The organism is Paracoccus sigandri (assembly GCF_003709565.1).
In the GTDB taxonomy this organism is placed as follows: domain Bacteria; phylum Pseudomonadota; class Alphaproteobacteria; order Rhodobacterales; family Rhodobacteraceae; genus Paracoccus; species Paracoccus siganidrum.
Genome location: NZ_QNRC01000005.1, coordinates 181,526 through 203,642, shown reverse-complemented (window position 1 = coordinate 203,642; position 22,117 = coordinate 181,526). Strand labels below are relative to the sequence as shown.

29 protein-coding genes are annotated in these 22,117 nt (G+C 64.8%); all 29 read left to right on the top strand.

Annotated elements, in window-relative coordinates:
* Position 1 precedes the first annotated feature (1 nt).
* The 29 genes from rpoC to C9E82_RS06370 all read left to right on the top strand — a co-directional run bounded on the left by rpoC (position 2) and on the right by C9E82_RS06370 (position 22,023).
* Positions 2-4,243 (top strand): DNA-directed RNA polymerase subunit beta', encoded by a 4,242-nt coding sequence (rpoC, locus tag C9E82_RS06510; RefSeq protein WP_119899040.1) that lies wholly within the window; start codon positions 2-4, stop codon positions 4,241-4,243.
* A gap of 113 nt (positions 4,244-4,356) precedes the next feature.
* Positions 4,357-5,172, top strand: a complete 816-nt coding sequence (locus tag C9E82_RS06505) for a glycosyltransferase (protein ID WP_119899043.1) — start codon at positions 4,357-4,359, stop codon at positions 5,170-5,172.
* Positions 5,173-5,259: 87 nt separating this feature from the next.
* Positions 5,260-6,198 carry a DMT family transporter gene (locus C9E82_RS06500; protein WP_119899056.1) on the top strand — a complete coding sequence of 313 codons (939 nt, stop codon included), beginning with the start codon at positions 5,260-5,262 and terminating at the stop codon, positions 6,196-6,198.
* Positions 6,186-7,067 carry a glycosyltransferase gene (locus C9E82_RS06495; RefSeq protein ID WP_240643596.1) on the top strand — a complete coding sequence of 294 codons (882 nt, stop codon included), beginning with the start codon at positions 6,186-6,188 and terminating at the stop codon, positions 7,065-7,067. The genes C9E82_RS06500 and C9E82_RS06495 overlap by 13 nt, the downstream gene beginning before the upstream one ends.
* Before the next feature lie 231 nt (positions 7,068-7,298).
* Positions 7,299-7,670 (top strand): 30S ribosomal protein S12, encoded by a 372-nt coding sequence (rpsL, locus tag C9E82_RS06490; protein WP_022705687.1) that lies wholly within the window; start codon positions 7,299-7,301, stop codon positions 7,668-7,670.
* Between the two features lie 12 nt (positions 7,671-7,682).
* Positions 7,683-8,153 carry a 30S ribosomal protein S7 gene (gene rpsG, locus C9E82_RS06485; protein ID WP_119899045.1) on the top strand — a complete coding sequence of 157 codons (471 nt, stop codon included), beginning with the start codon at positions 7,683-7,685 and terminating at the stop codon, positions 8,151-8,153.
* 18 nt (positions 8,154-8,171) lie between these two features.
* The gene (gene fusA / locus C9E82_RS06480; protein WP_119899047.1) at positions 8,172-10,295 is read left to right on the top strand and encodes an elongation factor G; all 2,124 of its coding nucleotides are present in this window, start codon (positions 8,172-8,174) and stop codon (positions 10,293-10,295) included.
* 64 nt (positions 10,296-10,359) lie between these two features.
* Positions 10,360-11,535, top strand: a complete 1,176-nt coding sequence (gene tuf, locus C9E82_RS06475) for an elongation factor Tu (RefSeq protein ID WP_122449224.1) — start codon at positions 10,360-10,362, stop codon at positions 11,533-11,535.
* 376 nt (positions 11,536-11,911) lie between these two features.
* The gene (gene rpsJ, locus C9E82_RS06470; RefSeq protein WP_042247848.1) at positions 11,912-12,220 is read left to right on the top strand and encodes a 30S ribosomal protein S10; all 309 of its coding nucleotides are present in this window, start codon (positions 11,912-11,914) and stop codon (positions 12,218-12,220) included.
* A 12-nt stretch (positions 12,221-12,232) separates the two neighbouring features.
* The gene (gene rplC / locus C9E82_RS06465; RefSeq protein WP_119897834.1) at positions 12,233-13,096 is read left to right on the top strand and encodes a 50S ribosomal protein L3; all 864 of its coding nucleotides are present in this window, start codon (positions 12,233-12,235) and stop codon (positions 13,094-13,096) included.
* Positions 13,096-13,716, top strand: coding sequence for a 50S ribosomal protein L4 (rplD, locus tag C9E82_RS06460; protein WP_119897831.1), 621 nt, complete (start codon positions 13,096-13,098; stop codon positions 13,714-13,716). The genes rplC and rplD overlap by 1 nt, the downstream gene beginning before the upstream one ends.
* On the top strand, positions 13,713-14,009 hold the full coding sequence (locus C9E82_RS06455) for a 50S ribosomal protein L23 (protein ID WP_119897830.1): 297 nt from the start codon (positions 13,713-13,715) through the stop codon (positions 14,007-14,009). The genes rplD and C9E82_RS06455 overlap by 4 nt, the downstream gene beginning before the upstream one ends.
* A gap of 96 nt (positions 14,010-14,105) precedes the next feature.
* Positions 14,106-14,945: a 50S ribosomal protein L2 gene (gene rplB / locus C9E82_RS06450; RefSeq protein ID WP_119897829.1), complete on the top strand. Its 840-nt coding sequence runs from the start codon at positions 14,106-14,108 to the stop codon at positions 14,943-14,945.
* A gap of 3 nt (positions 14,946-14,948) precedes the next feature.
* Positions 14,949-15,227: a 30S ribosomal protein S19 gene (gene rpsS, locus C9E82_RS06445; protein ID WP_119897828.1), complete on the top strand. Its 279-nt coding sequence runs from the start codon at positions 14,949-14,951 to the stop codon at positions 15,225-15,227.
* A gap of 5 nt (positions 15,228-15,232) precedes the next feature.
* Positions 15,233-15,613: a 50S ribosomal protein L22 gene (gene rplV, locus C9E82_RS06440; protein WP_119897827.1), complete on the top strand. Its 381-nt coding sequence runs from the start codon at positions 15,233-15,235 to the stop codon at positions 15,611-15,613.
* Positions 15,613-16,323, top strand: coding sequence for a 30S ribosomal protein S3 (gene rpsC, locus C9E82_RS06435; RefSeq protein ID WP_119897826.1), 711 nt, complete (start codon positions 15,613-15,615; stop codon positions 16,321-16,323). Before rplV ends, rpsC begins: the two co-directional genes overlap by 1 nt.
* Positions 16,324-16,335: 12 nt before the next feature.
* On the top strand, positions 16,336-16,749 hold the full coding sequence (rplP, locus tag C9E82_RS06430; protein WP_119897825.1) for a 50S ribosomal protein L16: 414 nt from the start codon (positions 16,336-16,338) through the stop codon (positions 16,747-16,749).
* A 203-nt stretch (positions 16,750-16,952) separates the two neighbouring features.
* Positions 16,953-17,159 carry a 50S ribosomal protein L29 gene (rpmC, locus tag C9E82_RS06425; protein WP_119897824.1) on the top strand — a complete coding sequence of 69 codons (207 nt, stop codon included), beginning with the start codon at positions 16,953-16,955 and terminating at the stop codon, positions 17,157-17,159.
* A 12-nt stretch (positions 17,160-17,171) separates the two neighbouring features.
* Complete coding sequence (rpsQ, locus tag C9E82_RS06420; protein ID WP_119897823.1) at positions 17,172-17,417, top strand: 30S ribosomal protein S17; 246 nt, start codon at positions 17,172-17,174, stop codon at positions 17,415-17,417.
* Positions 17,418-17,505: 88 nt separating this feature from the next.
* Positions 17,506-17,874, top strand: a complete 369-nt coding sequence (rplN, locus tag C9E82_RS06415; RefSeq protein WP_010400243.1) for a 50S ribosomal protein L14 — start codon at positions 17,506-17,508, stop codon at positions 17,872-17,874.
* Entirely contained in the window at positions 17,874-18,179 is a 306-nt protein-coding gene (gene rplX, locus C9E82_RS06410; protein ID WP_119897822.1) for a 50S ribosomal protein L24, read from the top strand. The genes rplN and rplX overlap by 1 nt, the downstream gene beginning before the upstream one ends.
* Positions 18,179-18,739 carry a 50S ribosomal protein L5 gene (rplE, locus tag C9E82_RS06405; protein WP_119897821.1) on the top strand — a complete coding sequence of 187 codons (561 nt, stop codon included), beginning with the start codon at positions 18,179-18,181 and terminating at the stop codon, positions 18,737-18,739. The genes rplX and rplE overlap by 1 nt, the downstream gene beginning before the upstream one ends.
* Positions 18,740-18,757: 18 nt before the next feature.
* Positions 18,758-19,063: a 30S ribosomal protein S14 gene (rpsN, locus tag C9E82_RS06400; RefSeq protein WP_119897820.1), complete on the top strand. Its 306-nt coding sequence runs from the start codon at positions 18,758-18,760 to the stop codon at positions 19,061-19,063.
* A gap of 9 nt (positions 19,064-19,072) precedes the next feature.
* Positions 19,073-19,471: a 30S ribosomal protein S8 gene (gene rpsH / locus C9E82_RS06395; RefSeq protein WP_090616000.1), complete on the top strand. Its 399-nt coding sequence runs from the start codon at positions 19,073-19,075 to the stop codon at positions 19,469-19,471.
* 12 nt (positions 19,472-19,483) lie between these two features.
* Positions 19,484-20,017 (top strand): 50S ribosomal protein L6, encoded by a 534-nt coding sequence (gene rplF, locus C9E82_RS06390; protein ID WP_119897819.1) that lies wholly within the window; start codon positions 19,484-19,486, stop codon positions 20,015-20,017.
* Positions 20,018-20,029: 12 nt separating this feature from the next.
* A complete protein-coding gene (rplR, locus tag C9E82_RS06385; RefSeq protein ID WP_119897818.1) occupies positions 20,030-20,389 on the top strand; it encodes a 50S ribosomal protein L18 in 360 nt (119 codons plus the stop codon).
* A gap of 128 nt (positions 20,390-20,517) precedes the next feature.
* Positions 20,518-21,084 (top strand): 30S ribosomal protein S5, encoded by a 567-nt coding sequence (gene rpsE, locus C9E82_RS06380; protein ID WP_119897817.1) that lies wholly within the window; start codon positions 20,518-20,520, stop codon positions 21,082-21,084.
* A 12-nt stretch (positions 21,085-21,096) separates the two neighbouring features.
* Positions 21,097-21,285: a 50S ribosomal protein L30 gene (gene rpmD / locus C9E82_RS06375; RefSeq protein WP_119897816.1), complete on the top strand. Its 189-nt coding sequence runs from the start codon at positions 21,097-21,099 to the stop codon at positions 21,283-21,285.
* A 207-nt stretch (positions 21,286-21,492) separates the two neighbouring features.
* Positions 21,493-22,023 carry a hypothetical protein gene (locus C9E82_RS06370; protein WP_183154048.1) on the top strand — a complete coding sequence of 177 codons (531 nt, stop codon included), beginning with the start codon at positions 21,493-21,495 and terminating at the stop codon, positions 22,021-22,023.
* The last annotated feature ends 94 nt before the right edge of the window (positions 22,024-22,117 follow it).

The following is a 22,117-nucleotide window of genomic DNA, read 5'->3' as shown; positions in this document are numbered from 1 at the left end:
AATGAACCAGGAACTTGCCACCAACCCCCTGAACCCGCTGGCCCCGCCGCGGCAGTTCGACGAAATCAAGATCTCGCTGGCCTCGCCCGAGGAAATCCTCGCCTGGTCCTTCGGCGAGGTGAAGAAGCCCGAGACGATCAACTACCGCACGTTCAAGCCGGAACGTGACGGTCTGTTCTGCGCGCGCATCTTCGGTCCGATCAAGGACTACGAATGCCTGTGCGGCAAATACAAGCGGATGAAGTATCGCGGCCTGGTCTGCGAGAAATGCGGCGTGGAAGTCACGCTGCAGAAGGTCCGCCGCGAGCGGATGGGCCATATCGAGCTGGCCGCCCCGGTCGCGCATATCTGGTTCCTGAAGTCGCTGCCGTCCCGCATCGGTCTGATGCTGGACATGACGCTGCGCGACCTGGAGCGGATCCTTTACTTTGAAAACTACGTGGTCATCGAGCCGGGCCTGACCGATCTCAGCTATGGCCAGCTGCTGAGCGAGGAGGAATTCCTCGACGCGCAGGACCAGTATGGCGCCGATGCCTTCAGCGCCGATATCGGCGCCGAGGCGATCCGCGCGATGCTGGCCAATATCGACCTGGCCGCGACCGCCGAACAGCTGCGCGAGGACCTGAAGGAAGCCACGGGCGAGCTGAAGCCGAAGAAGATCATCAAGCGGCTGAAGATCGTGGAAAGTTTCCTGGAATCGGGCAACCGTCCCGAATGGATGGTGCTGACCGTGATCCCGGTCATCCCGCCGGAACTGCGCCCGCTGGTGCCGCTGGATGGCGGCCGGTTTGCCACGTCCGACCTGAACGACCTCTATCGCCGGGTCATCAACCGCAACAACCGCCTGAAGCGGCTGATCGAGCTGCGCGCGCCCGACATCATCGTGCGCAACGAAAAGCGGATGCTGCAGGAATCGGTCGATGCGCTGTTCGACAACGGCCGCCGCGGCCGCGTGATCACCGGCAACAATCGTCGCCCGCTGAAATCGCTGTCCGACATGCTCAAGGGCAAGCAGGGCCGGTTCCGCCAGAACCTTCTGGGCAAGCGCGTGGACTTCTCGGGCCGTTCGGTCATCGTGACCGGCCCGGAACTGAAGCTGCACCAGTGCGGGCTGCCGAAGAAGATGGCGCTCGAGCTGTTCAAGCCGTTCATCTATTCGCGGCTTGAGGCGAAGGGGCTGTCCTCCACCGTCAAGCAGGCCAAGAAGCTGGTCGAGAAGGAGCGCCCCGAAGTCTGGGATATCCTGGACGAGGTGATCCGCGAGCATCCGGTGCTGCTGAACCGCGCGCCGACGCTGCACCGCCTGGGCATTCAGGCCTTCGAGCCGATCCTGATCGAGGGCAAGGCGATCCAGCTGCACCCGCTGGTCTGCTCGGCCTTCAACGCCGATTTCGACGGCGACCAGATGGCCGTCCACGTTCCCCTCTCGCTGGAAGCCCAACTCGAGGCGCGTGTGCTGATGATGTCCACGAACAACGTGCTGTCGCCCGCCAACGGCGCGCCGATCATCGTGCCGTCGCAGGACATGGTCCTTGGCCTCTACTACACCACGATGGAGCGTAAGGGCATGAAGGGCGAGGGCATGGCCTTCGCCAATGTCGACGAGGTCGAGCACGCCCTTGCCGCCGGCGAGGTGCATCTGCACGCCCGGATCACCGCGCGGATCCGCCAGATCGACGAGAACGGCAACGAGGTCGTCAAGCGCTTCGAGACCACGCCGGGCCGCGTCCGGCTGGGCGCGCTGCTGCCGATGAACGCCAAGGCGCCCTTCGAGCTGGTCAACCGGCTGCTGCGCAAGAAGGACGTGCAGCACGTCATCGACACCGTCTACCGCTACTGCGGCCAGAAGGAATCGGTGATCTTCTGCGACCAGATCATGGGCCTGGGCTTCCGCGAGGCGTTCCGCGCCGGCATCAGCTTCGGCAAGGACGACATGGTGGTGCCCGACAACAAGTGGACCATCGTCGACGAGGTCCAGGAGCAGGTGAAGGAGTTCGAACAGCAATATCTGGACGGTCTCATCACCCAGGGCGAGAAGTACAACAAGGTCGTCGATGCCTGGTCGAAATGCAACGACCGCGTCACCGATGCCATGATGTCCACGATCTCGGCCACCAAGACCTCGGAGGACGGGGCCGAGCAGGAGCCGAACTCGGTCTACATGATGGCGCATTCGGGCGCGCGGGGCTCGGTCAACCAGATGAAGCAGCTGGGGGGGATGCGCGGTCTGATGGCCAAGCCCTCGGGCGAGATCATCGAGACGCCGATCATCTCGAACTTCAAGGAAGGCCTGACCGTTCTTGAATACTTCAACTCGACCCACGGCGCGCGGAAGGGCCTGTCGGACACCGCGCTGAAGACGGCGAACTCGGGCTACCTGACCCGCCGCCTGGTGGACGTGGCGCAGGACTGCATCATCCGCGAGCATGATTGCGGCACCGACCGGGCGATCACGGCATCCGCCGCGGTCAATGACGGCGAGGTCATCAGCCCGCTCGGCGAGCGGGTGCTGGGCCGGACGGCCGCCGAGGACGTGCTGGTTCCGGGCGAGGACGAGATCATCGTCCGCGCCGGAGAGCTGATCGATGAGCGCAAGGCCGACGAGATCGAGCAGTCGGGCGTGCAATCGGTGCGCATCCGCTCGGCGCTGACCTGCGAATCCGAGGACGGGGTCTGCGCGCTGTGCTATGGCCGCGACCTGGCCCGCGGCACGCTGGTCAATATCGGCGAGGCGGTCGGCATCATCGCCGCCCAGTCCATCGGCGAGCCCGGCACGCAGCTGACGATGCGGACCTTCCACATCGGCGGCATCGCGCAGGGCGGCCAGCAGTCGTTCCAGGCGGCCTCGCACGAGGGCACCGTGCAGTTCCGCAACGAAAGCATCCTGGCCAACGCCAATGGCGAGCAGGTCGTGATGTCGCGCAACATGCAGCTGCTGGTCATGGACGACCAGGGGCAGGAACGCGCCAGCCACAAGCTGTTCTACGGCTCGAAGCTGTTCGTGAAGGAAGGCGAGCGCGTGACCCGCGGCGCCAAGCTGTACGAATGGGACCCCTACACGCTTCCGATCATCGCCGAGAAGGGCGGGGTGGCGAAGTTCGTCGACCTGGTCACGGGCCTTTCGGTCCGCGACGAGACCGACGAGGCGACCGGCATGACGCAGAAGATCGTGACCGACTGGCGCTCGGCGCCGAAAGGCAGCGACCTGAAGCCCGAGATCATCATCATGGATGAGAACGGAGAGCCGGTGCGCAACAGCCAGGGGAACCCGGTCAGCTATCCGATGTCGGTGGACGCGATCCTGTCGATCGAGGACGGCCAGGAAATCCGTCCGGGCGACGTGGTGGCCCGTATCCCGCGCGAAGGCGCCCGGACCAAGGACATCACCGGGGGTCTGCCCCGCGTGGCGGAACTGTTCGAGGCCCGTCGTCCCAAGGATCACGCCATCATCGCCGAGATCGACGGCTATGTGCGCTTCGGCAAGGACTACAAGAACAAGCGCCGCATCAGCATCGAACCCTCGGAAGAAGGGCGCGATCCGGTCGAATACATGGTGCCGAAGGGCAAGCACATCCCGGTGCAGGAAGGCGACTTCGTGCAGAAGGGCGACTACATCATGGACGGCAACCCGGCGCCGCACGACATCCTGCGGATCCTGGGCATCGAGGCGCTGGCCGATTACCTGATCGACGAGGTGCAGGACGTTTACCGGCTGCAGGGCGTGAAGATCAACGACAAGCATATCGAGGTGATCGTCCGCCAGATGCTGCAGAAGATCGAGATCATCGACAGCGGTGAGACGACGCTTCTGAAGGGCGAGCATGTCGAGCGCGACGAGTTCGAGGAAGAGAACGCCAAGATCGAGGCGCGCGGCGGCCGTCCCGCCGTGGGCGAGCCGGTGCTGCTGGGCATCACCAAGGCCAGCTTGCAGACCCGCAGCTTCATCTCGGCCGCCTCGTTCCAGGAAACGACCCGCGTGCTGACCGAGGCCGCCGTCCAGGGCAAGCGCGACAAGCTGGTCGGGCTGAAGGAGAACGTCATCGTCGGCCGGCTGATCCCGGCAGGCACGGGGGGCGCGACCAGCCGCGTGCGCCGCATCGCCGCCGAGCGCGACAATGAGGTGATCGAGGCCCGCCGCGCCGAGGCCGAGGCCGCTGCCGCCCTGGCCGCGCCCGAAGCCGCGGCCGAGCCGACCGGCGCCAGCGTCTTCGCCGACCTGCCCGAGGCCGACAGCGAGGAGTGATCCTGGCCGCGACATGATCCGAAAGGCCCGGCCCTTGCGCCGGGCCTTTCCTTTTGCGGTTGACCCGCCGCCTGCCGCCGGGGCATTCAGGCCAAGTGGCGAAGGGGAAAATCATGCGTATTCAGGTTCTTGGTCTCTGCCGCTTCTCGATGCTGGTCGACAGCGACTTCCAGACGACCGGGGCGGACCTGGACCGCAATCGCGCCATTCTCTATGCGCCTAAGCGGATGGCGCAGCGGATGCGCTGGTTCGAGAACCTGTGCCTGCCGCCCCTGCTGTGGCAATCCGATCCCGATTTCACGCTGATCCTGGCCACGGGCGAGGACCTGCCCGAGCCCTGGATCACCCGGCTGCGCGAGATCGCCGAGGCGGTGCCGCAGATCCGGCTGGAACAGGTCGCGCCGGGCCGCCATGCCGAGATCTGCAGGACGCTTCTGGCCAGGCATACCGATCCCGGCGCCGATGTCGTGGCGCAGTTCCGCATGGATGACGACGATGCGGTGGCGGTGGATTACGTCGCCCGCATCCGCCGCGACTATCCCCTGGTCGAGCGGCTGATGAACGGCCGCGATCCGGTCGCGCTGGATTACGGGCGCGGGCTGGTGCTGGAGCAGGATCCGGGCGGCCAGCTGTCCCTGCGCTGCGAGCTGACGCATTTCTGGTGCGCGGCGCTGACGCTGTATTTTCCGGGCGGCAAGCCGCGCTCGGTGATGAACTATCGCCACGACTGGATGTGGCGCTTCGTCAGCACGGTCAGCCGGATCGACCGGGTGATGTGGATCCGGGGCCTGCACGGCAACAACGACAGCCCGCGCCACCCTTACGGCCATCGCCGGATCGAGATGACCGCCGAGCAGCTGGACGACGCCCTGTTCGACCGTTTCGGCCTGGGCCGCGAGGAGCTGTTCGCGGCCTTGTCGCCGCAATAGCCGCCCGGCCGGCAGGCGCGCCGGAAACAGGATCTTGCCCTTGTGATCGGCCCCGCCTATCGCTTGGTCAAGAGGGAGCCAGCGATCATGCGCACGCCGATCATTTCGCCCATCCGCCGGATGCGTCCGGCCTCGATCACGCCGGCGCCGCTGCAGCCGGGCGACAACCTGCGCGGCGCGATGCTGATGTGCCTGTCGATGCTGGGCTTCACCTGCAACGACACGGTGATGAAATTCGTCACGCAGGAGATGCCGCTCTATCAGGCGATCACCCTGCGCGGCGTGGTCGTCATCCTGGGGATAGGGCTGATCGCCTGGCGCGAGGGCGGGCTGAAGCTGCGCATCGCCCCCGGCGCGCGCCTGCCGATGGCGCTGCGGGTGATCGGCGAGATCGGCTCGACCCTGCTGTTCCTGAACGCGCTGATGCATATGGCGATCGGCGACTTGTCGGCGATCATGCAGGCCCTGCCGCTGGTCGTCATGCTGGCCGCCGCGCTGTTCTTCGGCGAGAAGCTGGGCTGGCGGCGGATGAGCGCGGTGATCGTCGGGCTGCTGGGCGTGCTGATCATCCTGCGCCCCGGCAGCGGCACCTTCGGGATCTGGGCGCTGGTCGCGCTGGGGTCGATGCTGCTGGTGGCGCTGCGCGACCTGGCGACGCGCAGGTTCGGGCGCGAGGTGCGCTCCTCGACCATCGCCTTCTATGCCGCGATCGCGGTGGCGCTGACCGGGCTGGTGATGAGCCTGGGCCAGGGCTGGGTCGCCCCCAGCCTGTCGCAGCTTCTGCTGCTGGGGCTGGCCGGCGCCTTCCTGACCGTGGGCTATGTCAGCGCCGTCTCGGCGATGCGCGTGGGCGAGATGTCCTATGTCGCGCCGTTCCGCTATACCTCGCTTCTGGCGGCGATCTTCCTGGGACTGGTGGTCTTCGGCGAATGGCCCGACCTGTGGACCTGGCTGGGCTCGGCGCTGGTGGTCGGCGCGGGGGGCTATACGATCTGGCGCGAGGCGCAGCTGGGGTGGCGGCGCTGATGCGGGTGCAGATGCTGGGCCTGTGCCGGTTTTCCTATGTCGGCCTGCGCGGCTATCAGGTCGAACATGCCAGCTATGACGAACGCCGGGCGCTGCTCTATGACCCGGAGCGGCTGGCGCGGCGCTGGTTCTGGTTTACGCAGGTGGCGCTGCCGGCCTGGCGCGCGCAGAGCGACCCGGATTTCACCCTGGTGGTGATGACCGGCCCCGACCTGCCCGAGCCCTGGCTGTCGCGCCTGCACGACCTGGCGCATGAGATCCCGCAGCTGCGGCTGGAACTGGTCCCGCCGATGGAGCGGCACCTGGCCGCCTGCCGCGCCGCCGTCGCGCCGCATGTCGACCCCGAGGCCGACGTGATCGGCCATTTCCGCCATGACGACGACGATGCGGTGGCCATCGACTATATCGCCTCGGCGCGCCGCGATTTCCGCCGCGTGAAGGCGCTGTGGCGGGCCGAGGGCAAGCTGTCGCTGGACCATTCGCGCGGGCTGATGATGCGGCTGGACGCGGGCGGGCTGGAACTGACCCCGCGCATCTGCCACAATATGGGCGTCGCGCTGACGGTGTTCCTGCGTCCCGATGCCGAAGAGACCGCGCTGCATTACGATCACTCGAAGATCGGGCTGTGGATGCCGGGGGTCTCGGTGCCGGGGCCGCTGATGTTCATCCGCTCGATCCATGCCGACAGCGACTCGGGCGCGCTGGGGCCGGGCCATCCCTGGCAGGCCGATCCGCAGGCGCTGGAGCGGGCGCTGTGGCGGCGGTTCCGGCTGCGCAGGGCGGCGCTGGAGCGGGCGGCGCGGCAGGCGTTCCGGGGGCCGGACGGGGCCGGTCCGGGGGCTGCTTCGGGGGCCGGGCCGATTGGTTGACAGCAGGGGCGATTCCCCCTATACGCCCCACACCCGGCGGGCAACCGCAGCGGGAACCAGAACCTGTGTGGTCATGATCCGGGCCCGGCCCCGATCCTCTGGAATTCACTCGTCCAGCCCGGAATGTCGGGATCGGACGGGTTTGGCATTTCGCGATGGGCGCGGAATGCCGTCGAGAAGTGGCGCAGCCAAGTGGCTGCGAGTATTGACGAAAGCAAGACGGGGAACCGAATGCCGACGATCCAACAGCTGATCCGCAAGCCGCGGCAGCCGAAAGTGCAGCGCTCGAAGTCGCAGCACCTCCAGGGATGCCCGCAGAAGCGTGGTGTCTGTACGCGTGTCTATACCACGACGCCGAAAAAGCCGAACTCGGCCATGCGCAAGGTCGCCAAGGTGCGCCTGACCAATGGTTTCGAGGTCATTTCCTACATTCCGGGCGAAAAGCACAACCTGCAGGAACACAGCGTCGTGCTGATCCGCGGCGGCCGCGTGAAGGACCTTCCGGGTGTCCGCTATCACATCCTGCGCGGTGTGCTGGATACCCAGGGCGTCAAGGATCGTCGCCAGCGTCGTTCGAAATACGGCGCCAAGCGTCCGAAGTAAGGAGATAGGCACATGTCCCGTCGTCACGCCGCTGAGAAGCGCGAAGTCCTGCCCGACGCCAAGTTTGGCGATCGCGTGCTGACCAAATTCATGAACAACCTGATGATCGACGGCAAGAAGTCGGTTGCCGAACGGATCGTCTACAATGCGCTGGACCGCGTCCAGGGCAAGCTGAAGCGCGAGCCGATCGAGGTCTTCCACGAAGCCCTCGACAACGTGAAGCCCTCGGTCGAGGTGCGTTCGCGCCGGGTCGGTGGCGCGACCTACCAGGTCCCGGTCGAAGTGCGTCCGTCGCGCCGCGAGGCGCTGGCGATCCGCTGGCTGATCACCGCCGCGAAGAACCGCAACGAACACACCATGGAAGAGCGCCTGGCGGGCGAACTGGCCGACGCCGTCAACGGTCGCGGCACCGCCGTCAAGAAGCGTGAAGACACGCACAAGATGGCCGACGCCAACAAGGCGTTCAGCCATTACCGCTGGTAACCGGAAGGAAGGCCCCTAATGGCACGCGAATATCCGCTGGAGCGTTACCGGAACTTCGGGATCATGGCCCATATCGATGCGGGCAAGACCACGATGACCGAGCGCATCCTGTTCTACACCGGCAAGAACCACAAGATCGGCGAGACCCATGACGGCGCCTCGACGATGGACTGGATGGAGCAGGAAGCAGAACGCGGCATCACCATCACCTCGGCCGCGACCACGACCTTCTGGCAGCGCCACGAGGACACCGAGTTCACCGAGGACCAGTCGCAGCGCAACCGCTTCAACATCATCGACACGCCGGGCCACGTCGACTTCACCATCGAGGTCGAGCGCTCGTTGGCGGTGCTGGACGGCGCGATCTGCCTGCTGGACGGCAATGCCGGCGTCGAGCCGCAGACCGAGACGGTGTGGCGCCAGGCCGACCGCTACAAGGTCCCGCGGATCGTCTTCGTCAACAAGATGGACAAGATCGGCGCGGACTATTTCAACTGCGTGCGCATGATCAAGGACCGCACCGGCGGCACGCCTTGCCCGATCGCCCTGCCGATCGGCGCCGAGGACAAGCTGGAAGGCATCATCGACCTGATCAAGATGGAAGAATGGGTCTGGAAGGGCGAGGATCTCGGCGCAAGCTGGATTCGCCAGCCGATCCGCGACGACCTGAAGGACCTGGCCGATGAGTGGCGCTCGAACATGATCGAGCTGGCCGTCGAGCAGGACGACGACGCGATGGAAGCCTATCTGGAGGGCAACGAGCCCGACGAGGCGACCCTGCGCAAGCTGATCCGCAAGGGCACGCTGTCGCTGTCCTTCTTCCCGGTCATGGCCGGTTCCGCCTTCAAGAACAAGGGCGTGCAGCCGCTGCTGAATGCCGTTGTCGATTTCCTGCCCACGCCGCTGGACGTTCCCGCCTATCTGGGCTTTGCCCCGGGTGACGAGACCGAGACCCGCAATATCGAGCGTTCGGCCGATGACGCGCAGCCCTTCTCGGCGCTGGCGTTCAAGATCATGAACGACCCCTTCGTCGGCTCGCTGACCTTCACGCGGATCTATTCTGGCCAGCTCAAGAAGGGCGACCAGATGCTGAACGCGACCAAGGGCAAGCGCGAGCGCGTCGGCCGGATGATGGTCATGCACGCCATCAACCGCGAGGAGATCGACGAGGCTTTCGCCGGCGACATCATCGCGCTGGCCGGTCTGAAGGAAACCACCACGGGCGACACGCTCTGCGACCCGGCCAAGCCGGTGGTTCTGGAAACCATGACCTTCCCCGACCCGGTCATCGAGATCGCGGTCGAGCCGAAGTCGAAGGCCGACCAGGAGAAGATGGGCCTTGCCCTGCAGCGCCTGGCCGCCGAGGACCCGTCCTTCCGTGTCGAGACCGACCTGGAATCGGGCCAGACGATCATGAAGGGCATGGGCGAGCTTCACCTCGACATCCTGGTCGACCGCATGAAGCGCGAGTTCAAGGTCGAGGCGAATATCGGCGCCCCGCAGGTGGCTTACCGCGAGACCATCTCGCAGCAGGCCGAGATCGACTACACGCACAAGAAACAGACCGGCGGCACCGGTCAGTTCGCGCGCGTCAAGCTGGTCATCACGCCGACCGAGCCGGGCGAGGGCTACTCGTTCGAATCGAAGATCGTCGGCGGCGCGGTTCCGAAGGAATATATTCCGGGCGTCGAGAAGGGCATCAAGTCGGTCATGGATTCCGGTCCGCTGGCAGGCTTCCCGGTGATCGACTTCAAGGTCGCGCTGATCGACGGCGCCTTCCACGACGTCGACTCGTCGGTCCTGGCCTTCGAGATCGCCTCGCGCGCCGCGATGCGCGAGGGCCTGAAGAAGGCCGGCGCCAAGCTGCTGGAACCGATCATGAAGGTCGAGGTGGTCACGCCGGAGGAATATACCGGCTCGATCATCGGCGACCTGACCAGCCGTCGCGGCATGGTCCGGGGCCAGGATTCGCGCGGCAACGCGAATGTCATCGACGCCTTCGTGCCGCTGGCCAACATGTTCGGCTACATCAACAACCTGCGCTCGATGTCCTCGGGCCGCGCGGTGTTCACGATGCAGTTCGACCATTACGAGGCCGTGCCGCAGAACATCTCGGACGAGATCCAGAAGAAATACGCCTGATTTCGCGCGGCGGGGGCGACCCTCCCGCCCGCTTCACAAGAATTGACGCATCGAGGAGCCAATCATGGCAAAGGCAAAGTTTGAACGGACGAAACCGCACGTCAACATCGGGACGATTGGTCACGTTGACCACGGCAAGACGACGCTGACGGCTGCGATCACGAAGTATTTCGGCGAGTTCAAGGCGTATGACCAGATCGACGGCGCGCCGGAGGAGAAGGCGCGTGGGATCACGATCTCGACGGCGCATGTGGAATACGAGTCCGAGAACCGCCACTACGCGCATGTGGACTGCCCGGGCCACGCGGACTACGTGAAGAACATGATCACCGGCGCGGCGCAGATGGACGGGGCGATCCTGGTGGTGAACGCGGCCGACGGCCCGATGCCGCAGACGCGCGAGCATATCCTGCTGGGCCGCCAGGTGGGCATCCCCTTCATGGTCGTCTACCTGAACAAGGTCGACCAGGTGGATGACGAGGAACTGCTGGAGCTGGTCGAGATGGAGGTGCGCGAGCTGCTGAGCAGCTACGACTATCCGGGCGACGACATTCCGATCATCAAGGGCTCGGCGCTGGCGGCGCTGGAAGGCCGCGACAAGGAGATCGGCGAGGATTCGATCCGGGCGCTGATCGCTGCGGTGGACGAATACATCCCGACGCCCGAGCGCGCCGTTGACCAGCCGTTCCTGATGCCGATCGAGGACGTGTTCTCGATCTCGGGCCGCGGCACGGTGGTGACCGGCCGCGTCGAGCGCGGCGCGGTGAACGTGGGCGACGAGCTTGAGATCGTCGGCATCCGCGACACGAAGAAGACCACCTGCACCGGGGTCGAGATGTTCCGCAAGCTGCTGGATCGTGGTGAAGCCGGCGACAACATCGGCGCGCTGCTGCGCGGCATCGACCGCGACGGCGTGGAGCGCGGCCAGGTGCTGTGCAAGCCGGGCTCGGTCAAGCCGCACACCAAGTTCGAGGCCGAGGCCTACATCCTGACCAAGGAAGAGGGCGGCCGTCACACGCCGTTCTTCGCGAACTACCGCCCGCAATTCTACTTCCGCACGACGGACGTGACCGGGACGGTGAAGCTTCCCGAGGGCACCGAGATGGTGATGCCGGGCGACAACCTGAAGTTCGAGGTCGAGCTGATCGCGCCGATCGCGATGGAAGAGAAGCTGCGCTTCGCCATCCGCGAGGGCGGCCGCACGGTCGGCGCCGGCGTGGTCTCGAAGATCATCGAGTGAGCGGGCCTACAGCCTGAACAAGGAAAACCCGCCCGAAAAGGGCGGGTTTTTTTGATGAGACAGGGGAGGCAAGTCGAGGAAAGCTTGGAGGCTCAATGTTTATTGGATGGGACGTTGAGCTTGAGGGACCGGTTGCTGGATCGCCACCTGACGAAGGGTGGATCTGGGCACCTTGCCCTCTCGCTGAACGTAACCCCGCTTGACGGCCCCTTCGTTTTCCTGCATAGGACCGCATCGCCGCCGATCATCCAGAATCGGTTGCCTTGCGCGTGGCCGCCGCTCATGGCGGCCTTGCTCTTTCTATACGGTCCGACGCTGGCATCGCGTGGTGCGCTGTCAGCCTCTCGACTGAAATCCCCCACCCGAGGGATGAGACATGCAAAGCCAGAATATCCGCATCCGGCTGAAGGCCTTCGATTACCGCGTGCTGGACGCCAGCACCCAGGAAATCGTCAACACGGCCAAGCGCACCGGTGCGACCGTTCGCGGCCCGATTCCGCTGCCGAACAAGATCGAGAAATTCACCGTCCTGCGTGGCCCGCATATCGACAAGAAGTCGCGCGACCAGTGGGAGATCCGCACCCACAAGCGCCTTCTGGACATCGTCGACCCGACGCCGCAGACCGTCGACGCCCTGATGAAGCTCGACCTCGCCGCCGGCGTGGATGTCGAGATCAAGGTGTAAGGAGGCCGGATGATGCTGCGTACTGGTGTTATCGCCAAGAAACTGGGCATGACCCGGCTGTTCCTCGAGGATGGCCGTCAGGTCCCGGTCACCGTCCTGCAACTGGACAACCTGCAAGTCGTCGATCAGCGCACCGTCGAGCGTGACGGCTATACCGCCGTCCAGCTGGGCGCCGGGGAAGCCAAGGCCAAGCGCACGACCGCCGCGATGCGCGGTCATTTCGCCAAGGCCTCGGTCGCGCCCAAGCGCAAGATCGCGGAATTCCGCGTCGCCGAGGAAAACCTGATCAACGTGGGCGAAGAGATCACCGCTGACCACTATTTCGCCGGTCAGTTCGTGGACATCGCCGGCACCTCGATCGGCAAGGGTTTTGCGGGTGCGATGAAGCGTCACAACTTCGGCGGTCTGCGCGCCTCGCACGGCGTGTCGATCAGCCACCGCTCGCATGGTTCGACCGGCCAGTGCCAGGACCCCGGCAAGGTGTTTAAGGGCAAGAAGATGGCCGGCCATCTGGGTGCCGTCCGCGTCACCACGCAGAACCTGCAGGTCGTGCGTACCGATGCCGACCGCGGCCTGATCATGGTCAAGGGCTCGGTTCCCGGCTCGAAAGGCGGCTGGGTCACCATCAAGGACGCCGTCAAGAAGGCGACGCCCGAGAACGTGATCTATCCCGCCGCGCTGAAATCGGCCGCCGATGAAGCCAAGCGCCTGGCCGAGGAAGCCGCAGCCGCCGCCGCCGCCGAGGAAGAAGCCGCCCGCAAGGCTGCCGAGGAAGCCGCCGCCGCCGCCGAGGAGGCCGCGCTGAAGGAAGCCGAAGCCTCGATCGAGGCCGACAAGGCTGCCGACGGCGATGCCGCGCCCGAAGGAGACAAGTGATGAAACTCGATGTGATCAAGCTGGACTCCGGCAAGGCCGGGTCGATCGAGCTGGCCGACGAGATCTTCGGGCTGGAGCCGCGCGGCGACATCCTGCAGCGCGTCGTCCGCTGGCAGCGCGCCAAGGCGCAGGCCGGCACCCATTCGGTGCTGACCAAATCCGAGGTCAGCTACTCGACCAAGAAGATCTATCGCCAGAAGGGCACCGGCGGCGCCCGCCACGGTTCCAAGAAGGCGCCGATCTTCCGCCATGGCGGCGTCTACAAGGGCCCGACCCCGCGCAGCCACGCCTTCGACCTGCCGAAGAAGGTCCGGGCCCTGGGCCTGAAGCACGCGCTGTCGGCCAAGGCCAATGCGGGCGAGCTGGTCGTCGTCGAGGATCTGAACCTTGCCGATGCCAAGACCTCGGTCGTCGCGAAGGCCGTCAAGGAAAACGGCTGGAAGCGTGTGCTGGTGATCGACGGTGCCGAAGTCAACGAGGGCTTCGCCCGCGCCGCGCGCAATGTCGAGGGCGTGGACGTGCTGCCCTCGATCGGCGCCAATGTCTATGACATCCTGAAGCGTGACACGCTGGTGATCACGCGGGCGGGTGTCGAAGCTCTGGAGGCTCGCCTGAAATGAGCGCGAAAGCTGAACATTACGACGTGATCGTCAAGCCGATCATCACCGAGAAAGCCACCATGACGTCGGAAAACAACGGCGTGGTCTTCCAGGTGAGCAAGGACTCGACCAAGCCGCAGATCAAGGAAGCGGTCGAGGCGCTGTTCGGCGTCAAGGTGAAGGCGGTCAACACCACCATCACCAAGGGCAAGCAGAAACGCTTCCGTGGCCAGCTGGGCCGCCGCAGCGACGTGAAGAAGGCCTATGTGACCCTCGAGGAGGGGAACACTATCGACGTGTCCACCGGACTCTGATAACAGGGCGCGAATCTGCGGCCCCGGCGTGTCCGGGGCCGCTGAGCTTTTGGAAGAAACGGACCACCCAGGTCCAAAGCAACGGAAGACAGAAAGATGGCATTGAAGTCGTATAAGCCGACGACGCCTGGCCAGCGCGGGCTGGTTCTGATCGACCGTTCGGAGCTTTGGAAAGGTCGCCCGGTCAAATCCCTCACCGAGGGTCTGACCAAGAAAGGCGGCCGGAACAACACCGGACGGATCACCATGCGCCGCCAGGGCGGCGGGGCAAAGCGCCTGTATCGCATCGTCGATTTCAAGCGCAACAAGTTCGATGTGGCCGCGGTGGTCGAGCGGATCGAATACGATCCCAACCGCACCGCCTTCATCGCGCTGATCAAGTATGAAGACGGCGAGCAGGCCTATATCCTGGCGCCGCAGCGCCTGGCCGTGGGCGACAAGGTGATCGCCGGCGCCAGGGTCGACGTGAAGCCCGGCAACGCGATGCCCTTCAGCGGCATGCCGATCGGCACCATCGTCCACAATGTCGAGCTGAAGCCCGGCAAGGGCGGCCAGATCGCGCGCTCGGCGGGTACCTATGCCCAGTTCGTGGGCCGTGACGGCGGCTATGCCCAGATCCGTCTCAGCTCGGGCGAGCTGCGCCTGGTGCGCCAGGAATGCATGGCGACCATCGGTGCGGTGTCGAATGCCGACCATTCGAACCAGAACCTGGGCAAGGCCGGCCGCAACCGCCACAAGGGCATCCGTCCCAGCGTCCGCGGTGTCGCGATGAACCCGATCGACCACCCGCATGGCGGTGGCGAGGGCCGGACCTCGGGCGGCCGCACGCCGGTCACGCCCTGGGGCAAGGACACCAAGGGCAAGAAGACCCGCAGCAACAAGGCGACCGACAAGTATATCCTGCGGTCGCGCCACGCGAAGAAGAAGGGGCGCTGACCTATGGCACGTTCTATCTGGAAGGGCCCCTTTGTTGACGCCTATGTGCTCAAGAAAGCGGAAAAGGCCCGTGAGTCGGGGAAATCCGACATCATCAAGATCTGGTCGCGTCGTTCGACCATCCTGCCGCAATTCGTCGGCCTGACCTTCGCTGTCTATAACGGGCACAAGCATATCCCCGTTGCCGTCACCGAAGAGATGATCGGCCAGAAGTTCGGTGAATATTCGCCCACGCGCACCTATTACGGTCACGCGGCGGACAAGAAAGCCAAGAGGAAGTAATCGTCATGGGTAAGGAAAACAATCCGCGCCGCGTGGCGGAGAACGAGGCCTTTGCGAAGACCCGGATGCTTCGCACCTCGCCGCAGAAGCTGAACCTTGTGGCGCAGCTGATCCGCGGCAAGAAGGTCGACAAGGCGCTGGCCGACCTGACCTTCTCGCACAAGCGGGTCGCGGGCGACGTGAAGAAATGCCTGCAATCGGCGATCGCGAATGCCGAGAACAACCACGGGCTGGACGTCGACAACCTGATCGTCGCCGAAGCCTGGGTCGGCAAGAACCTGGTGATGAAGCGCGGCCGTCCGCGGGCGCGTGGCCGGTTCGGCAAGATCATGAAGCCGTTTTCGGAAATCACCATCAAGGTGCGCCAAGTCGAGGAGCAAGCGTAATGGGTCAGAAGGTCAATCCGATCGGCATGCGCCTGCAGGTCAACCGCACCTGGGACAGCCGCTGGTATGCCGATGACAAGGACTATGGCAATCTGCTGCTTGAAGACCTGAAGATCCGGGACTTCATCAGGAAAGAGGCCAAGCAGGCCGGCATCAGCCGGGTGATCATCGAGCGTCCGCACAAGAAATGCCGCGTGACCATCCATGCGGCGCGTCCGGGCGTGATCATCGGCAAGAAGGGCGCCGATATCGAGGAGCTGCGCAAGAAACTGGCCAACCTGACCGGTTCCGAGCTGCACCTGAACATCGTCGAGGTCCGCAAGCCCGAGCTGGACGCCCAGCTGGTCGCGGAATCGATCGGCCAGCAGCTGGAGCGCCGCGTCTCGTTCCGCCGCGCGATGAAGCGTGCGGTGCAGAACGCCATGCGCATGGGTGCCCTGGGCATCCGGGTCAACGTGTCGGGCCGCCTGGGCGGCGCCGAGATCGCCCGGACCGAGTGGTATCGCGAAGGCCGTGTGCCGCTGCACACCCTGCGCGCCGATATCGATTATGCGCTGTCCGAAGCCTCGACCCCTTACGGGATCATCGGCGTGAAGGTGTGGATCTTCAAGGGCGAGATCATGGAACATGATCCGCAGGCCCGTGATCGCCGCGCCGCCGAGGCCCAGGACGGACCGGCCCCCCGTGGCCCGCGCCGCGACGCCCGGTAAGGAGACTGAAAGATGCTGCAACCGAAACGGACGAAGTTCCGCAAACAGCACAAGGGCCGGATTCACGGCGAAGCCAAGGGCGGGTTCAACCTGAACTTCGGCTCTTACGCCCTGAAGGCGATCGAGCCCGAGCGCGTCACCGCCCGCCAGATCGAGGCGGCCCGCCGTGCGATCACCCGCCACATGAAGCGTCAGGGCCGGGTCTGGATCCGGATCTTCCCGGACGTGCCGGTTTCCTCGAAGCCGACCGAGGTGCGGATGGGTAAAGGCAAGGGCTCGGTCGATTTCTGGGCCGCCCGCGTCCATCCCGGCCGGATCATGTTCGAGATCGACGGCGTGAACGACACCATCGCCCGCGAGGCGCTGCGCCTGGGCGCGCAGAAGCTGCCGGTGCTGACCCGCATCGTGGCGCGCGAAGACTGGTGATTTCGCGGCGCGCATCGCGCAAGCCGTGACTTTGGCCCCGCCGGGAGACCGGCGGGGCTTCCCCGTTCCCCGCCGGGGCAAAAGGGGGTTGCAAAACGGGGGGGCTGCCTGTATGGGCAGGCCTTCATCACGAAACTCCACCGGGAATCAGGGTGGCCCTGCGTGTCAGGGGCTCTCCGGTGATGTTGGAAAGGAATGGCGCAATGGATGCGCAGGAACTGAAATCGAAGACGCCCGACCAGCTGAAGGATCAGCTTGTCGCGCTGAAGAAGGAGGCCTTCAACCTCCGCTTCCAGCAGGCCACCGGCCAGCTGGAGAACACCGCCCGGATGCGCGCGGTTCGCCGCGACGTGGCGCGCGTGAAGACCATCCTGAACCAGAAAGCGGCGGAAGCCGCGGCGTCGAACTGAGGAGACCGGCCCATGCCTAAACGCATCCTGCAAGGCCGCGTGACCAGCGACAAGAACGACCAGACCGTCACCGTCCTGGTCGAGCGCCGCTTCAAGCACCCGCTGCTGCACAAGACCGTCCGTTCGTCCAAGAAATACCGGGCGCATGACGCGGAAAACCAGTTCAAGATCGGCGATACCGTTCGCATCATCGAATGCGCGCCGATCTCGAAGACGAAACGCTGGACTGTCCTGACGGACGAAGCCGCCTCGGCATAAGTCCATCATCACAGGTCAGAAATGATCGAAACCCTGGGGCCGGACGCCAAGTCAATCGGGCCGGTCCCCAAAGGTCGGGAGAAACCAAATGATCCAGATGCAGACCAATCTGGATGTCGCTGACAACTCCGGCGCCCGCCGGGTTCAGTGCATCAAGGTCCTGGGTGGTTCGCACCGTCGCTATGCGTCGGTGGGCGACATCATCGTCGTGTCCGTCAAGGAAGCCATCCCGCGGGGCCGCGTGAAGAAGGGCGACGTCCGCAAGGCCGTCGTCGTGCGCACCGCGAAGGAAGTGAAGCGCGAGGACGGAACCTCGATCCGCTTCGACCGCAACGCCGCCGTCATCCTGAACAACCAGGGCGAGCCGGTCGGCACCCGTATCTTCGGGCCGGTCGTGCGCGAGCTGCGTGCGAAGAACTTCATGAAGATCATCTCGCTTGCGCCGGAGGTGCTGTGATGGCTGCGAAGCTCAAGAAGGGCGACAAGGTCGTCGTGCTGGCCGGCAAGGACAAGGGCAAGCAGGGCGAAATCACCGCCGTCATGCCCAAGGACAACAAGGCCATCGTTGACGGCATCAATATCGCGATCCGTCACCAGCGCCAGACCCAGTCCTCGCAGGGCGGCCGCATCCCGAAGGCGATGCCGATCGATCTGTCGAACCTCGCGCTGATGGACAAGGACGGCAAAGCGACCCGCGTCGGCTTCCGCGTGGAAGACGGCAAGAAGGTCCGTTTCGCCAAGACCACGGGAGACGTGATCTGATGCTGGACGCAAGCAAATACACGCCGCGCCTGAAGGCGCAGTTCCGCGACACGATCCGGGCTGCCCTGAAGGAAGAGTTCGGCTACAAGAACGACATGCAGATCCCGCGCCTGGACAAGATCGTCCTGAACATGGGCGTCGGCGAGGCCGTCAAGGACACCAAGAAGGTCAAGCAGGCCGCCGAGGAGCTGTCGCTGATCGCCGGCCAGAAGGCCGTCATCACCCATGCCAAGAAGTCGATCGCCGGCTTCCGCGTGCGCGAGGAGATGCCGCTCGGCTGCAAGGTGACCCTGCGCGGCGACCGCATGTACGAGTTCCTGGACCGCCTGATCAACATCGCGCTGCCGCGCGTCCGCGACTTCCGCGGCGTGAAGGCAACCTCGTTCGACGGCCGCGGCAACTATGCCATGGGTCTGAAGGAACACATCGTTTTCCCGGAAATCAACTTCGACAAGGTCGACGAAGTCCTGGGGATGGACATCATCATCTGCACCACCGCGAAGACCGACGCGGAAGCGAAGTCGCTGTTGAAGGCATTCAACATGCCGTTCACCAGCTGATCGCGGAGGGAAGAAGATATGGCAAAGAAATCCATGGTTGAGCGCGAGAAGAAGCGCGAACGTCTGGTCCAGCAATATGCCGCGAAACGCGCCGCGCTGAACGAGATCATCAAGGACCAGTCCCGCCCGATGGAAGAGCGTTTCAAGGCCACGCTGAAGCTGGCCGAACTGCCGCGCAATTCCTCGGCCACGCGTCTGCACAACCGGTGCCAGCTGACCGGCCGTCCGCACGCGTATTACCGCAAACTGAAACTGTCGCGGATCATGCTGCGCGAGCTGGGCTCGCACGGGCAGATCCCCGGCATGGTCAAATCGAGCTGGTAAGGGGGCAACATGTCGATGAACGATCCTCTCGGCGATATGCTGACCCGCATCCGCAACGCGCAGATGCGTGGCAAGTCGACCGTCCGCACCCCCGCCTCCAAGCTGCGTGCCTGGGTGCTGGATGTGCTGAAATCCGAAGGTTACATCCGCGGCTACGAGGAAGTGACCACCGACGCCGGCCACAAGGAGCTGGAAATCGGTCTGAAATACCACGACGGCACGCCGGTCATCCGCGAGCTGTCGCGCGTCTCGAAGCCCGGCCGCCGCGTCTATGCCGGCGCCCGTGAGATCCCGCAGGTCCGCCAGGGCCTGGGCGTTTCGATCGTCTCGACGCCGAAAGGCGTGATGTCGGATGCAGCGGCTCGCAATGCCAATGTCGGCGGCGAAGTCCTCTGCACCGTGTTCTAAGGAGGGCAGCAGATGTCTCGGATTGGTAAGAAGCCGGTCGAACTGCCCAAGGGCGTGACGGCCGAAGTCAAGGGCCAGACCATCGAGGTGAAGGGGCCGAAAGGCACCCGCAGCTTCACCGCGACGGATGACGTGGACATGATCGTCGAAGACGGTTCGGTCAGCGTCAAGCCGCGCGGGTTGTCGAAACGGGCGCGCCAGCAATGGGGCATGACCCGCTCGATGATCGAGAACCTGACCGTCGGCGTGTCGGAAGGCTTCAAGAAGGAACTGGAGATCCAGGGCGTGGGTTACCGCGCGCAGATGCAGGGCAAGACCCTGAAGCTGGCCCTGGGCTACAGCCACGACGTGAATTTCGAGACGCCGGAAGGTGTCACGATCACCGCGCCGAAGCAGACCGAAATCGTCGTGGAAGGCATCGACCAGCAGCTTGTTGGTCAGGTCGCCGCGAACATCCGCGAGTGGCGCCGCCCCGAGCCCTACAAGGGCAAGGGCATCCGCTACAAGGGCGAGTTCGTCTTCCGCAAGGAAGGCAAGAAGAAGTAAGGGGCGCATGAAATGGCACTGAAAAAGCAAGAGCTGTTCCAGAAGCGCCGCCTGCGCGTTCGGAACAAACTGCGGGCGATGTCGAACGGCCGTCCGCGGCTGTCGGTTCACCGCTCGTCCAAGAACCTCTCGGTTCAGGTCATCGACGACCTGAACGGCGTGACCCTGGCCTCGGCCAGCACGCTGGAGAAGGATTTCGGCCTGGTCGGCAAGAACAATGTCGAGGCCGCCGCCAAGATCGGTGCGGCGATCGCCGAGCGGGCGAAGAAGGCCGGTGTGGAAGAAGTCGTCTTCGACCGCGGCGGCTTCCTGTTCCACGGCAAGATCAAGGCCCTGGCCGACGCTGCCCGCGAAGGCGGGTTGAAGTTCTGATGGTTGCGGGTGGCGCGTCCGAAAGGGCTGCGCCACCCCGATGATCCGGGGGCCGTGCGATCCGTCGGCGGCCCACCAGGATTGGAGATAACGGCGCGGATCGCGCGCCAGCATGTGAGGAATGCCTTATGGCAGAACGTGATAATCGTCGGGGTCGCCGCGAAGAGCGCGAGGAAACCCCGGAATTCGCCGATCGTCTGGTGGCGATCAACCGGGTCTCGAAGACCGTGAAGGGCGGCAAGCGCTTCGGCTTCGCGGCCCTGGTGGTCGTCGGCGACCAGCGCGGCCGCGTCGGCTTCGGCAAGGGCAAGGCCAAAGAGGTGCCCGAGGCGATCCGCAAGGCGACCGAGCAGGCCAAGCGCAGCATGGTCCGCGTGCCGCTGCGCGACGGCCGCACGCTGCACCACGACATCGAGGGCCGCCATGGCGCCGGCAAGGTCGTGATGCGCACCGCCGTTCCGGGCACCGGCATCATCGCCGGCGGTCCGATGCGCGCCGTGTTCGAGATGCTGGGCGTCCAGGACGTGGTGGCCAAGTCGCTCGGCTCGCAGAACCCCTACAACATGATCCGCGCCACTCTGGACGGTCTGAAGAAGGGCGCCAGCCCGCGCGCGGTCGCACAGCGCCGCGGCAAGAAGGTCGCCGATATCCTGCCCCAGGCCGACAAGCCGGCTGAAGCCGCCGTCGAAGCGTAAGGAGCAAGGCACATGGCTAAAACCATCGTCGTGAAGCAGATCGGCAGCCCGATCCGCCGTCCGGCCATCCAGCGCGAGACGCTGAAGGGTCTGGGCCTGAACAAGATGAACCGCACGCGCGAGCTGGAAGACACGCCCGCGATCCGCGGCATGGTCAACAAGATCCCGCATCTTGTGACCATCATCGAAGAAAAGAACTGAGAAGAAGGGGCGCCGCGGCGCCCCTTTCTACTGGCGGCGCCGCATGGTCGAACCGCGCTGGCCGCCCGGTCGCCCCGGAAGCGCGGGGCGTGTTCCCGGCAGCCGAAAATTCTGCCGAAAATTGTCTGCAATCGGAAGTTGAACGGATGCGGGCAGGCGGATAACGGATATTCCAGTCAAATGATTGTCGAGGAATACCTGGTGAATATGGTTAAAGCGTTCTGTTCCTGCCTGCTGCTGCTCATGTCGGCGGGCTATCTCCATGCCCAGGAGGACGTGTCGATGAGAAACACGTTCTATCTGGGTGCCGGCAGCGCCAATTCCGACGGCGCGTTCGAGAATGACGATACGCCCTTCTCGCTTGGCTTCACGCATCAGCTGGTCAACAGCAAGATGGTCGTGGGCTTCGACATCGCGGGTGAAGGGACGATGCTCGATTCGACCTGGGGACGCGATGAAAGGCCGAAGCGGGGGACCTCGTTCAACCTGCTGCTGGGCCGGAACATGGTGGACAGCGGGCGTTTCCGCGCGGATGCCGCGCTTCTGCTGGGCGTCCGGGAAGCGGCGAAGGATTGTCCGGATTCCTATATCGGCTGGCGATGCTATGCGGATCGCGATCCCGAGACCGATTACAAGGGGAATTTCGGCGGCGTGCTGACCCTCTCCTTCGACGGGTTCGCCCTGGGACTGCGGGCGACCGGCGAAAGCACCCAGGTCCTTGCCGGTCTCAGGTTCTGATCTCTCGGGCTCCGTGATCTGAAGCGGCGTTCCCCGCCCAAGGAGATGCTCCAGCCGGGCGGGGCGCGGAACGCCGCGACCCCGTCAAGGCAGC

Excerpts from the sequence above, each read along its gene's own strand:
- rpoC (WP_119899040.1), top strand. The coding sequence starts at position 2 with ATGAACCAGGAACTTGCCACCAACCCCCTGAACCCGCTGGCCCCGCCG.
- C9E82_RS06505 (WP_119899043.1), top strand. The coding sequence starts at position 4,357 with ATGCGTATTCAGGTTCTTGGTCTCTGCCGCTTCTCGATGCTGGTCGAC.
- C9E82_RS06500 (WP_119899056.1), top strand. The coding sequence starts at position 5,260 with ATGCGCACGCCGATCATTTCGCCCATCCGCCGGATGCGTCCGGCCTCG.
- rpsL (WP_022705687.1), top strand. The coding sequence starts at position 7,299 with ATGCCGACGATCCAACAGCTGATCCGCAAGCCGCGGCAGCCGAAAGTG.
- rpsG (WP_119899045.1), top strand. The coding sequence starts at position 7,683 with ATGTCCCGTCGTCACGCCGCTGAGAAGCGCGAAGTCCTGCCCGACGCC.
- fusA (WP_119899047.1), top strand. The coding sequence starts at position 8,172 with ATGGCACGCGAATATCCGCTGGAGCGTTACCGGAACTTCGGGATCATG.
- tuf (WP_122449224.1), top strand. The coding sequence starts at position 10,360 with ATGGCAAAGGCAAAGTTTGAACGGACGAAACCGCACGTCAACATCGGG.
- rpsJ (WP_042247848.1), top strand. The coding sequence starts at position 11,912 with ATGCAAAGCCAGAATATCCGCATCCGGCTGAAGGCCTTCGATTACCGC.
- rplC (WP_119897834.1), top strand. The coding sequence starts at position 12,233 with ATGCTGCGTACTGGTGTTATCGCCAAGAAACTGGGCATGACCCGGCTG.
- rplD (WP_119897831.1), top strand. The coding sequence starts at position 13,096 with ATGAAACTCGATGTGATCAAGCTGGACTCCGGCAAGGCCGGGTCGATC.
- C9E82_RS06455 (WP_119897830.1), top strand. The coding sequence starts at position 13,713 with ATGAGCGCGAAAGCTGAACATTACGACGTGATCGTCAAGCCGATCATC.
- rplB (WP_119897829.1), top strand. The coding sequence starts at position 14,106 with ATGGCATTGAAGTCGTATAAGCCGACGACGCCTGGCCAGCGCGGGCTG.
- rpsS (WP_119897828.1), top strand. The coding sequence starts at position 14,949 with ATGGCACGTTCTATCTGGAAGGGCCCCTTTGTTGACGCCTATGTGCTC.
- rplV (WP_119897827.1), top strand. The coding sequence starts at position 15,233 with ATGGGTAAGGAAAACAATCCGCGCCGCGTGGCGGAGAACGAGGCCTTT.
- rpsC (WP_119897826.1), top strand. The coding sequence starts at position 15,613 with ATGGGTCAGAAGGTCAATCCGATCGGCATGCGCCTGCAGGTCAACCGC.
- rplP (WP_119897825.1), top strand. The coding sequence starts at position 16,336 with ATGCTGCAACCGAAACGGACGAAGTTCCGCAAACAGCACAAGGGCCGG.
- rpmC (WP_119897824.1), top strand. The coding sequence starts at position 16,953 with ATGGATGCGCAGGAACTGAAATCGAAGACGCCCGACCAGCTGAAGGAT.
- rpsQ (WP_119897823.1), top strand. The coding sequence starts at position 17,172 with ATGCCTAAACGCATCCTGCAAGGCCGCGTGACCAGCGACAAGAACGAC.
- rplN (WP_010400243.1), top strand. The coding sequence starts at position 17,506 with ATGATCCAGATGCAGACCAATCTGGATGTCGCTGACAACTCCGGCGCC.
- rplX (WP_119897822.1), top strand. The coding sequence starts at position 17,874 with ATGGCTGCGAAGCTCAAGAAGGGCGACAAGGTCGTCGTGCTGGCCGGC.
- rplE (WP_119897821.1), top strand. The coding sequence starts at position 18,179 with ATGCTGGACGCAAGCAAATACACGCCGCGCCTGAAGGCGCAGTTCCGC.
- rpsN (WP_119897820.1), top strand. The coding sequence starts at position 18,758 with ATGGCAAAGAAATCCATGGTTGAGCGCGAGAAGAAGCGCGAACGTCTG.
- rpsH (WP_090616000.1), top strand. The coding sequence starts at position 19,073 with ATGTCGATGAACGATCCTCTCGGCGATATGCTGACCCGCATCCGCAAC.
- rplF (WP_119897819.1), top strand. The coding sequence starts at position 19,484 with ATGTCTCGGATTGGTAAGAAGCCGGTCGAACTGCCCAAGGGCGTGACG.
- rplR (WP_119897818.1), top strand. The coding sequence starts at position 20,030 with ATGGCACTGAAAAAGCAAGAGCTGTTCCAGAAGCGCCGCCTGCGCGTT.
- rpsE (WP_119897817.1), top strand. The coding sequence starts at position 20,518 with ATGGCAGAACGTGATAATCGTCGGGGTCGCCGCGAAGAGCGCGAGGAA.
- rpmD (WP_119897816.1), top strand. The coding sequence starts at position 21,097 with ATGGCTAAAACCATCGTCGTGAAGCAGATCGGCAGCCCGATCCGCCGT.
- C9E82_RS06370 (WP_183154048.1), top strand. The coding sequence starts at position 21,493 with ATGGTTAAAGCGTTCTGTTCCTGCCTGCTGCTGCTCATGTCGGCGGGC.